Annotated in this window: 15 protein-coding genes; 4 read left to right on the plus strand and 11 right to left on the minus strand. The window is 69.9% G+C overall.

The window, feature by feature from the left end:
- Positions 1 to 104 precede the first annotated feature (104 nt).
- The 10 genes from ACWD3H_RS01520 to ACWD3H_RS01565 form a co-directional block, all read right to left on the minus strand.
- The gene (locus ACWD3H_RS01520; RefSeq protein ID WP_451953660.1) at positions 105 to 632 is read right to left on the minus strand and encodes an EF-hand domain-containing protein; all 528 of its coding nucleotides are present in this window, start codon (positions 630 to 632) and stop codon (positions 105 to 107) included.
- A 248-nt stretch (positions 633 to 880) separates the two neighbouring features.
- A complete protein-coding gene (locus ACWD3H_RS01525) occupies positions 881 to 1,345 on the minus strand; it encodes a DUF6917 domain-containing protein (protein WP_350952918.1) in 465 nt (154 codons plus the stop codon).
- Positions 1,342 to 2,262 carry a Gfo/Idh/MocA family protein gene (locus ACWD3H_RS01530; RefSeq protein WP_451953661.1) on the minus strand — a complete coding sequence of 307 codons (921 nt, stop codon included), beginning with the start codon at positions 2,260 to 2,262 and terminating at the stop codon, positions 1,342 to 1,344. The genes ACWD3H_RS01525 and ACWD3H_RS01530 overlap by 4 nt, the downstream gene beginning before the upstream one ends.
- On the minus strand, positions 2,259 to 3,407 hold the full coding sequence (locus ACWD3H_RS01535; RefSeq protein ID WP_451953662.1) for an Ldh family oxidoreductase: 1,149 nt from the start codon (positions 3,405 to 3,407) through the stop codon (positions 2,259 to 2,261). Before ACWD3H_RS01535 ends, ACWD3H_RS01530 begins: the two co-directional genes overlap by 4 nt.
- Positions 3,404 to 4,717 carry a M20/M25/M40 family metallo-hydrolase gene (locus ACWD3H_RS01540; protein ID WP_451953663.1) on the minus strand — a complete coding sequence of 438 codons (1,314 nt, stop codon included), beginning with the start codon at positions 4,715 to 4,717 and terminating at the stop codon, positions 3,404 to 3,406. The genes ACWD3H_RS01535 and ACWD3H_RS01540 overlap by 4 nt, the downstream gene beginning before the upstream one ends.
- Entirely contained in the window at positions 4,714 to 5,634 is a 921-nt protein-coding gene (locus ACWD3H_RS01545; RefSeq protein WP_355547476.1) for a sugar phosphate isomerase/epimerase family protein, read from the minus strand. Before ACWD3H_RS01545 ends, ACWD3H_RS01540 begins: the two co-directional genes overlap by 4 nt.
- Positions 5,615 to 6,649 (minus strand): oxidoreductase, encoded by a 1,035-nt coding sequence (locus ACWD3H_RS01550; protein WP_451953664.1) that lies wholly within the window; start codon positions 6,647 to 6,649, stop codon positions 5,615 to 5,617. Before ACWD3H_RS01550 ends, ACWD3H_RS01545 begins: the two co-directional genes overlap by 20 nt.
- 448 nt (positions 6,650 to 7,097) lie before the next feature.
- Positions 7,098 to 7,415: a hypothetical protein gene (locus tag ACWD3H_RS01555; RefSeq protein ID WP_433369644.1), complete on the minus strand. Its 318-nt coding sequence runs from the start codon at positions 7,413 to 7,415 to the stop codon at positions 7,098 to 7,100.
- Between the two features lie 114 nt (positions 7,416 to 7,529).
- Complete coding sequence (locus ACWD3H_RS01560) at positions 7,530 to 9,848, minus strand: polysaccharide lyase 8 family protein (protein WP_451953665.1); 2,319 nt, start codon at positions 9,846 to 9,848, stop codon at positions 7,530 to 7,532.
- 165 nt (positions 9,849 to 10,013) lie between these two features.
- Entirely contained in the window at positions 10,014 to 10,418 is a 405-nt protein-coding gene (locus ACWD3H_RS01565; protein WP_355612903.1) for a hypothetical protein, read from the minus strand.
- 463 nt (positions 10,419 to 10,881) lie between these two features.
- On the opposite strand from ACWD3H_RS01565, the gene ACWD3H_RS01570 reads away from it, so the two are divergent.
- Complete coding sequence (locus ACWD3H_RS01570) at positions 10,882 to 11,757, plus strand: NBR1-Ig-like domain-containing protein (RefSeq protein WP_451953666.1); 876 nt, start codon at positions 10,882 to 10,884, stop codon at positions 11,755 to 11,757.
- A 528-nt stretch (positions 11,758 to 12,285) separates the two neighbouring features.
- Here ACWD3H_RS01570 and ACWD3H_RS01575 read toward each other — a convergent pair.
- On the minus strand, positions 12,286 to 12,555 hold the full coding sequence (locus ACWD3H_RS01575) for a hypothetical protein (protein WP_355547488.1): 270 nt from the start codon (positions 12,553 to 12,555) through the stop codon (positions 12,286 to 12,288).
- Between the two features lie 311 nt (positions 12,556 to 12,866).
- Here ACWD3H_RS01575 and ACWD3H_RS01580 point away from each other — a divergent pair, with 311 nt between their 5' ends.
- From ACWD3H_RS01580 to ACWD3H_RS01590, 3 genes are read left to right on the plus strand one after another with little or no spacing between them, the layout of a single operon-like run.
- Positions 12,867 to 13,112, plus strand: a complete 246-nt coding sequence (locus ACWD3H_RS01580) for a DUF6400 family protein (protein ID WP_355547491.1) — start codon at positions 12,867 to 12,869, stop codon at positions 13,110 to 13,112.
- The gene (locus tag ACWD3H_RS01585) at positions 13,102 to 13,332 is read left to right on the plus strand and encodes a hypothetical protein (protein WP_350913499.1); all 231 of its coding nucleotides are present in this window, start codon (positions 13,102 to 13,104) and stop codon (positions 13,330 to 13,332) included. The genes ACWD3H_RS01580 and ACWD3H_RS01585 overlap by 11 nt, the downstream gene beginning before the upstream one ends.
- Before the next feature lie 28 nt (positions 13,333 to 13,360).
- Positions 13,361 to 13,618 carry a DUF2795 domain-containing protein gene (locus tag ACWD3H_RS01590; RefSeq protein WP_451953667.1) on the plus strand — a complete coding sequence of 86 codons (258 nt, stop codon included), beginning with the start codon at positions 13,361 to 13,363 and terminating at the stop codon, positions 13,616 to 13,618.
- The last annotated feature ends 939 nt before the right edge of the window (positions 13,619 to 14,557 follow it).

Genomic DNA, 14,557 nt, shown 5'->3' on the forward strand with positions numbered 1-14,557 from the left:
CGGGAGGCCATGTGTCGGTTTCGCGCGTCCGGTCGCACCAGCCGTGGGCTGTCCGGGGCGCCTCCGGGCAGCCGCACGGCGGGCGCGCGGCGGACGCGTCTGGGTCAGCGGCCCAGCAGGGGGATGTCGTTCTTGCCGAGGTGGTAGTCGCGAACCGCGTCGATCAGCTCCGCCACGGAGAGCCGGCCGGTGCCGTCGGTGTCCAGCTCCCGGAACGCCTGGTCGGCCACGTCCGGCTCAAGGCCGATGGCCTCGAACCACTTGGTCATCTCCGTCTGGCTGACCTCGCCGTCGCCGTCGCTGTCCAGGACGTTGACGATGGCCTGGATGGTGGGGCCCACCACGCTGGCGAATCCGGCGTCGCCCTTGCTGATGATCTCCTGGTTGGCGGCCTGGATGAACTGGCCCTTGTCCATCTGGGGGGTGCCCGCGGCCCTGGACAGGCGGTCGAACATGGCCAGGTAGACCTGCCTGAGCTCGGCGCCCTTCGGGGTGCCCTGAGCGCCCAGGCCGGTGATGATGTCGTCGGCCTCGGTTTCGAAGTCCGAGCGCTCGATCACACCGTCGCCGTCCGAATCCCAGAGACGGAAGCGCTCTTCCAGACGGCTGCTCTGCTTGGTGCCTGCGGCCATTCCAGTCCTTTCCCGAGAATTTTGGGCAGCCCAATGAATGAGCGCCCGGGATGAGCAGAGTCGGCAGCAGAATTCCAACCCCTGGAATTCACCACTCTCCGCAACGGAGATATAGCCATGCGTGACGACTCGTAAACACAGGATCAAGAAAGTCCCACGGCTTTACAATGGCGAGGGAACAAAAAAGGGGATAGCTGGACATAAATCTGTTGTCCGCTGATATCTAAATATCGAGGATCGGCCAATTCTCATAGCCCGATCACCGTGAAATCACGCACGCCGGCACCGGGCTCATCCATGCCCCCGGGCTCGCCCTGCCGGAACACCAGCGACATCTCAGGTGCCAGGTTCAGATCCCGGCCGGTGACCATCGGATCGGCATGGATGAGCACGTTGTAGTGATTGGGGAAGTGGCAGCCGTCGAACCCGAGCAGCACGCCGATCCGGCGCCGGCCGATCCAGACCTCGTCACCACGGTCGAGCACACCCGCCGTGGCGATCTCGACGAAGCCGAGAAAACCGACACGGTCGATCCTGGCTCCGGCTGCGGTCTCGGTGTGGTCGGTGACGACCAACTCGTGTACCTCCCCGGCTCGCACGCACCGGCTTGCGTACGGTTCGAGTCGCATGCCCCGGTCCGTCCGACGGTGGACCAGCAGCTTCACCAGGGTCGCGGTGACCTCGCGCTTGGGACCGTCCTCGTCCGGGTTCACACCGTCTCCTTTCCGGTGGCCGCCAGCCGATAGACGTCCTCGACGAGACGTAGGGCGGGCAGCCCGCCGTCACCGTCCCCCGCACCGTTCCGGATCCGCCCTTCGAACGCGCGCAGCACCCCCACGTACTCGTGCCACAGGGAGTTCTTGAACCCCGGATGGCCCGTCAGCATGTCGGCGTAGAGCGTTCGGCCGTCGGCCAGCAGGACCTCGATGTCCTTGCGCTCGCCCGGATAGGACCAGTCGAGCAGCACCCGCACCGACGCCGCCCCGGCGCGCAGCCCGATGTCGGCCCGCCGATCGGTGTCCGCCGCGTCACGGGTGATCCGCGCGGACACCACCTCGGCCGGCCCCAGCAGCGACTCGACCAGATCGAACGCGTTGGGGCCGTTGTCGGCGACGCATCCGCCGCCGCACCGCCGCGCGTCCAGGTACCAGGTGTCCGCACCCGCGTGCTCCTCGATGCGTTCCAGGTAGCGCACCGTCAGCTTCTCGACCCGTGCCCCGGCGAGCCCGGCTCGCAACCGCCCGACCGCGTGGTTGTACCTGCGGTGGAAGGCGGTGAACAACGGGGCGTCCCCGCGCGCGGCCAGCCGCGTCAGCGAGACGCCCTGCTCCGTGTCCAACGCGAGCGGCTTCTCCACGCACACGGCCACTCCGCGCTCCAGCGCGTCCGCGCACACCCGCGCGTGCGCGTCGTTCGGCACGGTGACCACCACCGCGTCCGGACGTGCCTCGTCCAGCAGCCGCAGATGGTCGGTGTAGCCGGGCACCGAGCCGGTCCGCGCGGCCAGCACCGCCGGATCGCGGTCGCACACCGCGCTCAGCCGCAGCGTCGCCGAGCCGCGCAGCGCCGCGAGGTAGAAGCGGGAGATCACACCGAGACCGACGACCCCGATCCGCAGCGGGACCGTCATCGCTCCGCCAGGACGTCCGGTACGGCAAGACCGGCATGTGCCGCGACCTCCGCCAGCTCGGCGTATACCGTCGCGTCCAGCGGGACTCCCGTACTCAGGTGCTCCTCGGCACACCGGTGTTCGTGCCATCCGGGGTAGCGCACCGGCTTCGCCCGGTCGACGGGCGGGCAGGCCAGCAACGCGCCGAACAGGGCGTTCGCGTCGGCCTCGGCCCCCTCGCGCAACGCACCCGGCGCGACGGCCGCCACGAAGAAGCCGATGTCGTCGTCGCGCCCGCCCGGTCCGCCGTCACCCGCGAGCGCGTCGGGATGCGCGCCCAGCCCCGCGCCGGGCACCAGCGCGGCCAGCACCTCCACCGCGATGCCCAGCCCGAACCCCTTGTACTGCCCGGCCTCGCCCCCCAGCCACATCAGATGTGCCCGCCCGGCGTCGAAGGCGGCGGGGTCGGTGACGGAGGCGCCCCCGTCGTCGCGGAGCAATCCTTCGGGGACGGGTCGCCCGGCGCGGGCGGCCTGGCGGATGCGGCCGGTGGGGGCCGCGGTGGTGCTCATGTCGAGTACGAACGGGGGATGGTCGCCCGCCGGGGCGGCCACGCTGAGCGGGTTGGTACCCAGCATCGTCACCGCACCACCGGGTGGCCTGGCGATGCGCTGGCCGCCACAGTTGCTGGCGACCAGTCCGATCATGCCGCGGCTGACCGCGCGCAGCGCGTGGTGCCCGGCGCAGCCCAGATGGGTGGCCCCACGCACGGCCGCCACACCGATCCCGTACTCGGCGGCGCGTTCGGCCGCCACGTCCATCGCGACCCCGGCGACCCACAGGCCAAGCGCCCGGTCGGCGTCGATGAGCACGGCCGCGCCGCGGTCGGCGACCGTACGGGGCTCGGCGTGGGGGTTGACCCGCCCCTCGTCGAACAACGGCAGATAGAGCCGGGTCAGGTTGACCAGGCCGTGCGAGTTCAGGCCGGTGAGGTCGCCGTAGCAGAGCGCCCGCGCGGCCTCGTGCGCCCGCTCGGATGCCAGGCCCCGGGCGGCGAACACCGCCGAGGTGAAACCGAGCAGGTCGGCGTGGCGCACCCGTACGGTCCCCGGCACCGACGACGCGGGCTCGGGGTGTGGTCGCGCGGCTGACAGGGTTTGGTTCACGGTCGTCCGTTCGTGTCGTCGGTGAAGGCCAGCAGCAATCGGGCCACCGCGGCGGCGAACTCCGCGAGCTCGTCGACTCGCGCGAACTCGCCGTCGGCGTGGGCGTTGTTGGCGGCGAGGTCACCGGGTCCCAGCACCACGGTGCAGGCCCCGGCGACCTCCGACATCCAGATGGCGTCGCAGGTGAAGGCGGGCTCGTCGGACGGCCACGGCACGATCCCGGCCGCGTCACGCAGGAGCGCGTGCATCCGGAGGTCACGATCGTCCAGGACGGGCAGGCCGTGCTTGAGCCACTCCAGCCGGGTGATGACGTGCGCCTCGGTGGCGGTTCTGGCGAACAGCGTCGTGCCGGCGAAGGCCGTGACGAACGCGTCGAGACCATCGTCCAGGGCGGTTCGCAGGTCCCGCTCCAGCCGCCGCCCGGCGGCGGCCGAGGCGTAGGCGAGGTTGAGCAGTAGCGACCCGCCGCCATAGACCTTGTTGTGCAGGGTGCCCGTGTGCAGGCCCGCCACGCACACCGCGCCCTCGGCGGTGTGCCGATCGAGCGCCCGGCCCAGGTGCTGGGCGAGAAAGCCCAGCAGGACGCTGGCGTTGTGCCCGTGGGCGGGGTGGTCGTCGATGGCGTCCATCCCGTCGACGACCACCCGTGCGGTCATCGCCGCCGTGCCGCGCGGCAGGAACCGCAGCCGGGTGGGCTCGCAGAAGACGTTCAGTCGCCCGGTGTAGCCGCGCTCCACCAACGGCCTGGTGCCGAAGACGCCCATGGCACCGCCTTCCTCCCCCGCCACGGCCTGGATCAGAATCCCGATGTCACGGCCGATGGCAGGGCGCAGCGCCCGCGCGGCGCGCACCCCGGCGAGCAGTGCCACCGCGGGCCCCTTGGCGTCGATCGCGCCGCGACCGTAGAAGCACTCGCCGTCGAAACGGACGGGTTGCCATCCGGCGACGGTGTCCAGGTGCACGTTGAACATCACGGTGCGGGCGACCGGCAGGGCGGGACCCAGCAGCAGCACCAGGCTGGGCTGGTGTTCGAGGAAACCGGGGATGTCCAGCGCCGCGCGCACGGGTGCCGGGACATCGGGACGGTCAAGCTCGGCCCTCTCGGCGGGCGCATGGTGTACGCCGCGAAAGCCGACCGCGGCGGCGGCGCGGAGATAGTCGGCCTGCGCCTCGCGCAGCCTGGGCACGGGCGCCTCCGGGCCGGTCTCCAGCGGACCGGCGGTGGGCAGCCGCAGCAGTCGCAGCAGCAGGTCGCGGTCGGCCGGGGTGAGCGGGATCGAGGACACGGCGCGGGCGGGCGGAGCGGTCATCGGAGCTCTCCGGCCGGTGCGGCGACCTGGGCCACAAGCCGTTCCAGCGCACGCCCGTACGCCACGAATGCGGCGTGGTCGCCACGACCGGGGTCACCGGGCGCCGCGTCGGTGCTCGCCGCGGCGAGGTGCGGGCGCAGGTGCAGGTGCGGTTCGATGGAGAGCGCCCCGGTGTAGCCATGGGCGAACAGCAGGCGAAGGCATTTCGCGACCTGGGCCTCACCGGTGCCCGGCGGGACGAAGCCGACTCTGCCCTCCGGGCCGGTCACCGCGTCCTTGACGTGCACGTGCACCACGTGCTGGACGACGGCGGCCAGCATCGGCGCCGACGGGTATCCATACGCGACGCCGTTGCCGACGTCGAACAGCAGCCGCAGCGCCGGACTGCCGATGCCGGTCACCAGGTCCAGCATTCGTTCGGCGCGATCGCCTGCCCAGCCCGTGCAGTTCTCGTGCGCCAGCAGCAGCCCGGCGTCCTCGGCGCGCCGCGCCAGCTCACGCAGCCGCCGATGGGCGCGACGGCCCCATTCGGCCTCGGGCAGACCGCCCGAGGGGTAGGACATGACGCGCACCAGGCGGGTTCCCAGAACGGTGCAGCGTCGGGCAAGGACGTCCAGTTCGGCCAGGTCGAGGGCGAAGTCGCCGGTCACGGGCCGGGACCAGTCACCGATCTTGGAGGCGACGCAGACCACGGTGACGCCGGCCGCCCGGATGCGCTCCGCCGAGTGGGCGAAGGTGGCCTCGTCCAGCCTCGCGATGGGAAGGCCGCCGATCGTGCGCAACTCCAGGTGCTTCCAGCCCAACTCGTCCAGAGCGGCGAGTTGGCCGGGCAGATCGGGGGCCGCCTCGTCTCCGATCCCGGCCGGCACGACTCCGCCCGGCGGGGCGGGCGTGTGCTCAGCGGACGCCGTGGACACGCCGGACCTCCTTGTGCTGGGCGGTGTCCGGCTCGTGCGCGGTGCACAGATCCTTGGCCTCGTTGAGTAGCCGGACGGCGTCGATCTGCACCGGCAGCGCCCCCGGCGCGGAGGGAAACCGGGCGTAGCGCGTGTAGGCGCTGCGGACGAAGGCGGACAGGGCGTCGTCGGCGAACGCCGAGCAGGCCTGATCTCGGCCCTCGATCACCACCCGGAGCTGGGCGGTGTGGTCCGCGTCGCTGCACGGATAGTGACCGATGAGCGTCGCCCCCTCGAAGTCCAGGGTGATACGGCGCTCGCGCACGGGCGAGGTCAGGTCCGAGTCGATCTCGGTGCGCACGCCGGAATGGTGGTCCAACCGGAGCCTGGCGCGGCCCAGGCGTGGCAACCGAAGCTGGTCGGTCACCATGTCCGTCCAGGAGGCATCGGCGATCCGGGCACCACCGGCCAGGGTGAGCACCACGGCGAGCGCGTGCGGCATCTCGACGTCGAAGGCGGTGGGGTGGCCGGGGACCGTCGCGCTGCGGGTGAACCGGGGCTTGTTCTGCACCACACGGATGCCGCGCAGCCTGCCGAACTCCTCCGAGTCCACCGCCGCACGCAGGCGGTGGGTCAGGGAGCTGTGCAGCCAGTGGGTGGCGACGGTGATGTCCAGGCCCCAGCGTCGCCTCGTGCGTGCGATGGCCGCCAGGCCCATCAGGTCCAGGGCCAGGGGCTTCTCGATGATGATCTTTCGGTAGCCGAGCTCGGCCAGCCGCTCCAGCATGCCCGAACGAATATGCGGCGGGGTGCACAGGTGAACCACGGTGCGGTGGGGTGGAGTGCGCCCGGCAGCCTCCTCCAGGGTGCCGACCGTGACCACGCCGGCGACATCGGGGGGAGGCCGGAACGGGTCGTGGACGATGACCCGCCCGGGGGCGAGCAGGCCCGGGATCGCGGCGCGCACCCTGGACAGTGCCGGCAGATGCAGTCCTTCTCCGGCCCTGCCCATTCCAAGGATGAAGGTATGCAACATGATGCATCAGCGCCTTTCCGAGTTGCCTGTCACATAACTCCGAAACATGTTTTCCCGGGTACATGTCAGGCGTTCGGCGGAATCTTCATTCGCATGGTTCGACGCCACCGCGAGCACCCCGCAAACCGTGCTGCTCCACTCACCGCGTCGGGCTGGATGCCATCGAGCGTCAGATATCGAATATCGGATGTCGGGTGCCAGGTGAAGAAACGTGTACGTGGGACCGGGCCGCCGTGATGGGGACATGAATAAAGAGCCGACCGGCACCCCTGAACCCGAAAACCTGGAATTTCGCGCGATCGGGCCGCCGGCCTGTGCGGGTGGGAATTTTCCGGGTGACCTCCGCCCCCGATCACCGGTGGTCATGATTTTGACGGTCGGGTCGGCAGCGAGCCGGACGTGCCTACCGGGCGAACCCGGACCACGTCACGCCGTTCACCTGTCGCGATCAGGCTGTGGAGAAGCTGGACTGTCCGCCGGGCGGGGCGTGCCAGCCATGATTCGGCTCGACCGGAACACCGGGGCCAAGGCAGAGCGGACCCGCGTGGATGAAGACCTTGGAATCGGTCAGGTTGATCAGCAGATGCGCGGTCGGCGGGAGCCGTCTGCATCCACCGGCGGGCAGGTCCCGGTACCTGCCGAGCTCCTCCAACTCGGTGGTGAAGACGATGACCTCGCCCTCGGCGGCCGCACCCGGCCCCGCCCAGGCGAGAACGGCCGTGGCCGACACCGCGATCACCCCCAGAACAGCACCGAACAGCTTCATTCGCCCCTCCTGGATGGTCTTGAAGCATGCCACGAAAGATCTCGGTGCCCCGGCGTCGTCCATACGGAACCACCGACATCGGCCATCATCAGGTAATGGAAAGTAATGTGTCAATCACTCTGGGTAATGAAAATCCGAAGCCGGTCGACCCGGCGAACGTGCCGGCTCCGCGCGCCGGTCGAGCCGTACGGTGACCGTCTGCGAGCCGCCGCCCCGGCCTGCCAGTCGTCCGAAGGCGAGGGTGAGGCTCGCGCCGGTCGTGGCACTCGTCAGGAGCGGGTGTTCGCCGAGCACCTCGGCCACCGGCCGGTCCCAGGTCACGATCAGCTCGTCCAGGTCGCGCCGGGGATCCGACACGGTCAACGTGGCCGTACCGTCGCCGCGCTCCCTGACCAGGACCGCGCACGGGGCGGAGGCGGCCAGGCCGCCGACGGCTCCGTCGTTCCAGAAGTTGACCGCGGTGATTCCGAGAGACGGGACCCGGACGCCCTGCTGCCGGGCGGTGTTGGCGAGCACCCGTGCCCAGCCGGGGTCGGCGGCACGGGCCCGGGTCTCCGCCCGGCTCGCCCCCGGCAGGAGAAGGTAGACGTAACCGGCCGAGTCCGGGTCGACGCCGTGGTCCAGCCAGAGCGTCACGTAGCTCCGGGTCACCTGGCCTGCCGTGCGTTCCTCGCGCAGCGTGCGCAGCCGGGTGGGACAGGGCAGGACGTAGCCGCCGTGCCCGGCCAGATGTGCCCAGCCCTCCCGGTCGTCCACGGTGAGGGGCGCGCCGGTCCTGCGGTTGTCCACGACGGTCTCGACCACCGCGCCGTCCTCGCTCGTGATCCCGGCCCCCAGGCAGAGCACCGCGTCGTCGAGGAAGAACCACGACTTGAAAGCCTCCATCGTGCTCTCGAAGCCGTTCAGGTGCTGGCCGACCGTCGCGTAGGTGCCGTCGGTGGCGCCGCCCACCCAGCGGGCGGGCGAGCAGGTGTCGCCCCAGGCGTTACCGGCGCCGTCGGCCAGCCGCCGGGTGGAGACGGTCGTGCCCGGCAGGCGGTAGGGGTCGACGGTGGGCCAGAAGGAGTCCGAGTACTGGTCGCCGTGCCCCTCGCCCCACCAGTAGAGCATCCCCGAGCCGGTGTGCCAGCCGCGCCGGTTCTCGCCGTTGCCGTGCTCGTAGTGGCCGATCCGGTACGAGGCCATGCTGAGTCCCGCGCACCAGGCCGGCCTGCGGTGAACGGCGCGGGCGCTCATCGCCGTCAGCCGGTGCCCGAGCGGTTCCTCGGCCGCCGGGATCGCGTCGTCGTCCAGGGCCGCGGCGAGGCGGGCGTGAAACCCCAGGTCGCTCCTCTCTGCCGCGTCGAGCATGGGTCTGGAGGTGTCGCGCAGCGCCCACCCCTTGACCATGCCCTGCCAGCGGACCCGCTCGGCGGCGGAGGCCGCCTCCCCCAGCAGCAGGACCGCCGCGGCGATGTCGCGTCCCCTGCGGTGGTCGCCGTACGGTTCCCTGCCGATCCCCCGGCCGCTGACCAGGTCCATGCAGAAGCCGTCGTGGACGAACGGCGCGAACGACTTCTCGACGCCGTCGAAGACGACCTGCCTGTTCGGATCGGTGATCTCCCATGGCGAGCCGCGCAGCACCGCGAACAGTGTGGCGAGCCCGGACAGCAGCACCACCCCGTACCCGCCCTGGTAGGGGACGGAGGTGTGCTGGATGAACGAGCCGTCCCGATAGAACCCGTCGCCCTCGAAGACGTGGCGGAAGACCGGGGAGAGCGCGGAGGCGGCCGACGCGGCCTTCCCGGAGTCGGAGCCGAGGGTGGCGCGGAGCAGCATCACCGTGCACAGGTCCACCCGGTTGGCCCCGGTGCTGGTGCCCTCGTAGTCGTTCAGGCGGCACTCGGGGAGAAAGTGGTCCACCGCCTCCTGGAGCGCCCCGCTTCGTGGGTCTGTCAGGTGCGGACCGATCAGCACGGCCGCGTCGAGGAGCTTTCTGGGAACGCCGATCTGCCAGTTCCACCAGTTGCCCGCCGGGTCGGCGCCCGCGGCGTACACTCGCCGCCGGTAGTGGTCGATGCCTTCCGCGACGGCGACGGCCAGGTTCGCGTCGCCGGTCAGCCCGGTGCCCGGCAGCGCGTACGCCCGGGCCATGGTCCGCAACCGCGCCGGAGTGTCGGTGAAGGAGGGGAACGCCAGCCCTGGCCAGAGCCAGGTGTCGGCCGGTGCCATGGTGTCCCGGTACAGGGCGGCAGTCGTCCCCAGCCTCGCCAGCCGGGCGCGGTACGGCTCGGCGGTCGGGTCGAATCCCGAACCCGTCGTCACCTCACGCCAGCGGCGGCGCAGCAGGGCGAAGGAGTCGTCCTCCGCGGGCACGGTACGCGCCGGAACCAGCGCTCCAGCCGCGGCGGCACCGCCGAGCTGGAGAAATAATCGCCTGGAATATCCGCTCACATATAGATTGTGAGGCGACGGTCACCGCCGCCCCGGATGCTAAGCCGTACCGCCTCATGCGCTCGGGCACTCCGGACTTCCACCGGAGGCCGCCCCACCCGGGCATGAGGGCGCCTCGCCCGCGGCCTGTCCCGAGCGAGGCGCCCAGCCCTGGCCGACGGGCTGTCAGCAGCCCTTGGTGATCTTCTTCAGGTGGTAGCGGGTGACCCAGAACTTCTTCTTGCCACTCGTCTTACCGTTGGTGATCAGGCACTTCGTGGTGGTCTGGCCGCCGCCGGCCCTGAAGTGGAGCTTCGCCTTCACCTTGTGCGAGCAGTGGTTGTTGAAGTAGACAGTCGTGGAGTCGTTACTACCCGTGCCCCAGGAATAGTTGGCCTTCTTTCCCGCGGGCTTGGAGCAGGCGATACTCGCCCTCTTGACGTCCAGGGTTCCGGCCGTGTCCGCGGACTTCGCCGCCACCTTGGCGGCGGGCGCCGCAGCCTGGGCCGTGGCGGACATGGCGGGCGTGACCATCATCGCGAGCGCGACACCGGTCGCGGCCACCGCAGAGGTCAGTTTCCGGTGGTTCATGTTCTCTCCTTCTCGTCGGAACGCGGTTTTCCGGGGTGCGGTCAGTGGGACGGAGATGTTTTCCGATGCGGGCGCGCTTCCATCCACGGATGACGTCCGTGGATGGAAACGCGGCCCCGAGTCCTCGCGGCCCCCGTAGGCCCCGCTTCCTGCGTGGATCGCGAACACTGCGGGAATCCACGGAAGCGGTAAGGCGAGGAGTGGCCCCGACTATGCCGGTGTGCCGCGACCGGCGGCAAGGAGGATCCACCGGATATGCGGCCAAACATTGTCCAGACCCCTCTGGACAATTGACGGCGCAGGTCACAGCCGTGTGCTCTGCGGATCAGATCCGGGCCGCACGGCGGCGGACGGCCGGCAAGGGTGACTTCCGGTAATCTCCTCAGGTTTTGGGTGTACTGCCAAAGAGGCCGCGTCTGGGACGTGAGGATGTCCGTACGGCGGTGTCGAGCAGGGGGTGGATATGGCGGAGTCACCGAATCCACGGGACGGGGAGCCGGGGACACGGCGGGGGCGGAAACCGGTCCGGCCCGATCCTGAGTCCGGTCCTGTCGCGCTGCTCGCGCACCGGCTCTGGAAACTCAAGGAGGAGGCGGGCGACCCCTCCTTCGCCGAGATGTCGTCCCGTCTGGGCGCGGCCGCCTCGAAGTCGTCGCTGGCCGCCGCCGCCCGGGGGCAGGTGCTGCCGAGCTGGGAGACGACGTGGGAGTTCGTTCGGGTCCTGGCGGTCGACCGGCTGAGGCAGGACCCGGCCGAGGCCGAGCGCGAGTGGCGGGAGCACTGGGAGCGGGCCAGGAGCACCGGCCGGGAGCCCGTCCCGGCCGGGGCCGAGACCGGATCCCGGGGTGTTCGACGGTCGCGCGTCAGGAAGCCGGTCGTTCTCACCGTGCTGTCCGCCCTGGTCGCCGGTGGCGCGGGCGCCCTCATCGCCTTCGTCGCGTCGTCCGACGGCGGGGAGGAGAAGCCTGTTCCGCAGGCCCCCCTGACGCAGGCCGCCTCACCGCGCGACGACTCCGCCTTCGAGGGGGACGTCACGCATCCGGACGGGACCGTGGTGCGGGGCGGGACGCACTTCACGAAGGTGTGGAGACTCCGCAACTCGGGGACCATCCCGTGGCACAGGCGCTACCTCGACCGGATGAACGAGACCCCGTGCCATGCTCCCGAACGGGTCGCGATCGAGACGACCGCCCCCGGTGAGACCGTCGACATAGCGGTGCGCGTCCGCGCCGCCGACAGCCCGGGCAGGTGCAAGATCTACTGGAAGATGACCAACGAGGACGGGGCTCCACTGTTCGCCGGGAAAAATCCGATATTTCTGGATGTCACGGTGAAGTGATCGTCCACCTCGGAGAGCTTCACGGGTCGGACCCGGTGCCGGAGAGGGGTCGTGGCGGGCAGGACACCGGATCTTCGGGGACCACCACGAGCCCGTCCGGCGGCTGCGGTCAGTCCGGCCAAGGCCGGGGTGCCGCCCCTCGGCCTCCGTCGGCCAGATCGAGAACGTCCGAGGCGTGTCGATGGCATTGTTCAGCACGGCGGGCTCGCCGGTCAGGACGAGCGCGGCGAGTGCCGCCTCGGACAGCTCACCGAGGTCCTTTCCCAGTGCAGGACCGCGGGCTCCGGTCAGGTCGACGACCAGACCCGTGCCCCCGCGCGCAGCCGGACTATCCGCCCGTCACACCTGGGCATCGCGGTTCCTCTCCGGGCTTCCCCTGCCGGGCGCGGGAGACCGGTGCCGCCCGGTGAAGCGCCGCCTGCCGCGCGGCGCCCGGTTCCGCCGGGCCGCCCAACCATGATCGGGTACGCCACCCGGTGGCGCCAGGGAATCGGATACGGCGCCCGGGGAGCCGTGATCCGACGGGGGTCAGAGGTCCACGTCGTGGGAGGCGATCACGTGGACCCCCTCGGGATGCCGGCCCGCGGGAGTGACCAGGACCCGCCTGCCCTGCTCCCGGTAACCGTGTTCGGTCAGCCACATCAGGGCATACGGGCCGAGGTCGCTGAAATCGATCGGGGAGTCGGGCGAAAAGAGGTCCTTGCCCGACGAAGTACCGCCGGTGTCGCCTTCGACGATCGACAGGGTGTAGGTGGTCATGGCAGCCCCCGAGCCGTAGTTGTCCTCGGGGTGCTCCATACCCGGTCACCCGGGTTCTGCTCTCGGCTCCCGGTTTCCCCGTCCCGGACGCCGACCCCGGATGCCGGACATCAGGCGGCGCCCGCAGCTCGGCTGCCACACATCACCCGAAGCACCACTAAAGGCAATATAAAGGATATATAGGTATATAGTGGACAGAAATTTCCCTCCAGGAGGAGTCCCCCCCGCAGCACATGTGGTTGATCGCGAAGAGCGGCCCGGCCCAGGCCGAACCGGGTCATATCTCCGGCGCCGCCGCCCTTCCCGATCGCTCCTCCGACACGCTCACCAGCAGACCCGGAAGCCATGTCATGAGTCAGGACAGCGCCAGCCCGTATGTCGACTTCGAGATCGACCTCACCCTCGAGGAGACTCGCCGCCGCGCCGCCGTCATGGCGGCGCTGGAGCCGGACTGGGATCCGCCGGGGGTGCTGCGGGCCGAGGAGGAGGCGTACGACCTCCTCTACTCCGGCCTCGACAGCCGGCAGCAGGAGATCTACGACATGCTCGTGGCCGCCGGCGTGCTTCCCCCCAGGGAGTCCGGCCGTGCCGCTTGACCCACACGCCGACTTCGGACGCAGGGCGTGGGTGCCCTGCCCCGGCTGCCAGGACCACCGCGACTGCGACGACTGCCTCGGCGGCCGCAACTGCGGGGAGCACTGGCGCTACCTCATCGGCAACACCGGAAGCCTGCTGCACCTGCAGTGCCCGGGATGCACCCACCTGTGGAACCACGAGACGGGCTTCGGCGCGGGCGGCCGGACCACCTCCGGCTGACCTGGCCAAAGGTGTCAACGTCGCCCACGTGCGCGACGAATGCGAGCGGGTCAACGGCATCCTGCGACAGCTCCCCGACCGGGACTATCACTCGCCGACCGAGGCCGGCAAGGCGTTCGGCGAGGTCGCCCGGCGTTATCTGGAGGGGGTCTCCTACCCGGCCCAGCGCGAGCACCTGGTCGCGGAGGCCAGGGCCCGGGGAGCTCACCAGGTGGTGGTCGACTCGCTGCTGATGATCCCGGAACGGGAGGACGCGGTTCTGGTGGAGCTCATCGAGTTGGAGTAGACGGCTCCCCTGCCCGGGTGGGACGTTTCGCGTCGGCACCGGGCCTCCCCACCCGCGTTCGTCGCGGGCCGATCGCATGCCCGACGGGCCGTTCGGGGCGCCCCTCCTGAGGCGGGAGACCGTCGTCCCCCGGCGGGCACGGAAAAGACGGAGCTCCAATTCCCGGAACGGGGTCCGAGGCCGAACAGCCGAACCCGGGAAACGCATTCATATCAAGTTGTTATGGAGCTTGTACCAATCCGGAGTGTGAAAGGTTTTCGCGATCACTTGCCCCCTGCGGGACGCCCGGCCGGAGACCGGAAAGCCCAACGGAAGGTGAACAACGGGCTTGCTCTGGAAAAAGGGCAGTTCACCAAGGGGCACGGAAGGTCACCCGAAACCCAGAGATGACGGCACATCTCTAGAGAACTACTGGTACGGTCCATCGACAGGATGCCAGCAGGTGGGGGCAGTCCGTGTTTCGGACAGCCCATATATCGACTTAGGTGTTATTTATAATCAAATAGCCATAAGTACCAATTACTAAGCCCTTTACCTTCCCAATAGATCACGGTCAGTCTAATATTTGGACCTATGTCATGGCGTGCATCAGATTTCCCAGATGGACAGGCTGGGTCCTATGGCCGTGGCAGTGCTTCCTCCAGGCATGATTCCGAACAGGGATCCGACTGGCATCCCGAACGCCTCCTGTCATTCGATTGGCGGAAGGTCATTCTGTTCACGGCGGTTTTAGCGATCATCGCCGCCTCCGCGATCTGGCTCGCGACCAGAGAGCCCTCCGGTCCGTCCCTCGCGGCGAACCCCACCCCCGACTCCTCGGACGCCGGCTGGGAGAAGGCCGTTTCCTCGCCCTCACCGACGCCGTCCTCCTCACCCCCCACCCCCGGACCAACCCCGAAACCCGCAAAGAGCGGTAGGTCCTCTCCTCGCCCCGAGGCG

This window comes from Streptosporangium sp. NPDC002607 (assembly GCF_053592655.1).

Excerpts from the sequence above, each read along its gene's own strand:
- ACWD3H_RS01520 (WP_451953660.1), bottom strand. The coding sequence starts at position 632 with ATGGCCGCAGGCACCAAGCAGAGCAGCCGTCTGGAAGAGCGCTTCCGT.
- ACWD3H_RS01530 (WP_451953661.1), bottom strand. The coding sequence starts at position 2,262 with ATGACGGTCCCGCTGCGGATCGGGGTCGTCGGTCTCGGTGTGATCTCC.
- ACWD3H_RS01540 (WP_451953663.1), bottom strand. The coding sequence starts at position 4,717 with ATGACCGCTCCGCCCGCCCGCGCCGTGTCCTCGATCCCGCTCACCCCG.
- ACWD3H_RS01550 (WP_451953664.1), bottom strand. The coding sequence starts at position 6,649 with ATGTTGCATACCTTCATCCTTGGAATGGGCAGGGCCGGAGAAGGACTG.
- ACWD3H_RS01555 (WP_433369644.1), bottom strand. The coding sequence starts at position 7,415 with ATGAAGCTGTTCGGTGCTGTTCTGGGGGTGATCGCGGTGTCGGCCACG.
- ACWD3H_RS01565 (WP_355612903.1), bottom strand. The coding sequence starts at position 10,418 with ATGAACCACCGGAAACTGACCTCTGCGGTGGCCGCGACCGGTGTCGCG.
- ACWD3H_RS01570 (WP_451953666.1), top strand. The coding sequence starts at position 10,882 with ATGGCGGAGTCACCGAATCCACGGGACGGGGAGCCGGGGACACGGCGG.
- ACWD3H_RS01575 (WP_355547488.1), bottom strand. The coding sequence starts at position 12,555 with ATGGAGCACCCCGAGGACAACTACGGCTCGGGGGCTGCCATGACCACC.
- ACWD3H_RS01580 (WP_355547491.1), top strand. The coding sequence starts at position 12,867 with ATGAGTCAGGACAGCGCCAGCCCGTATGTCGACTTCGAGATCGACCTC.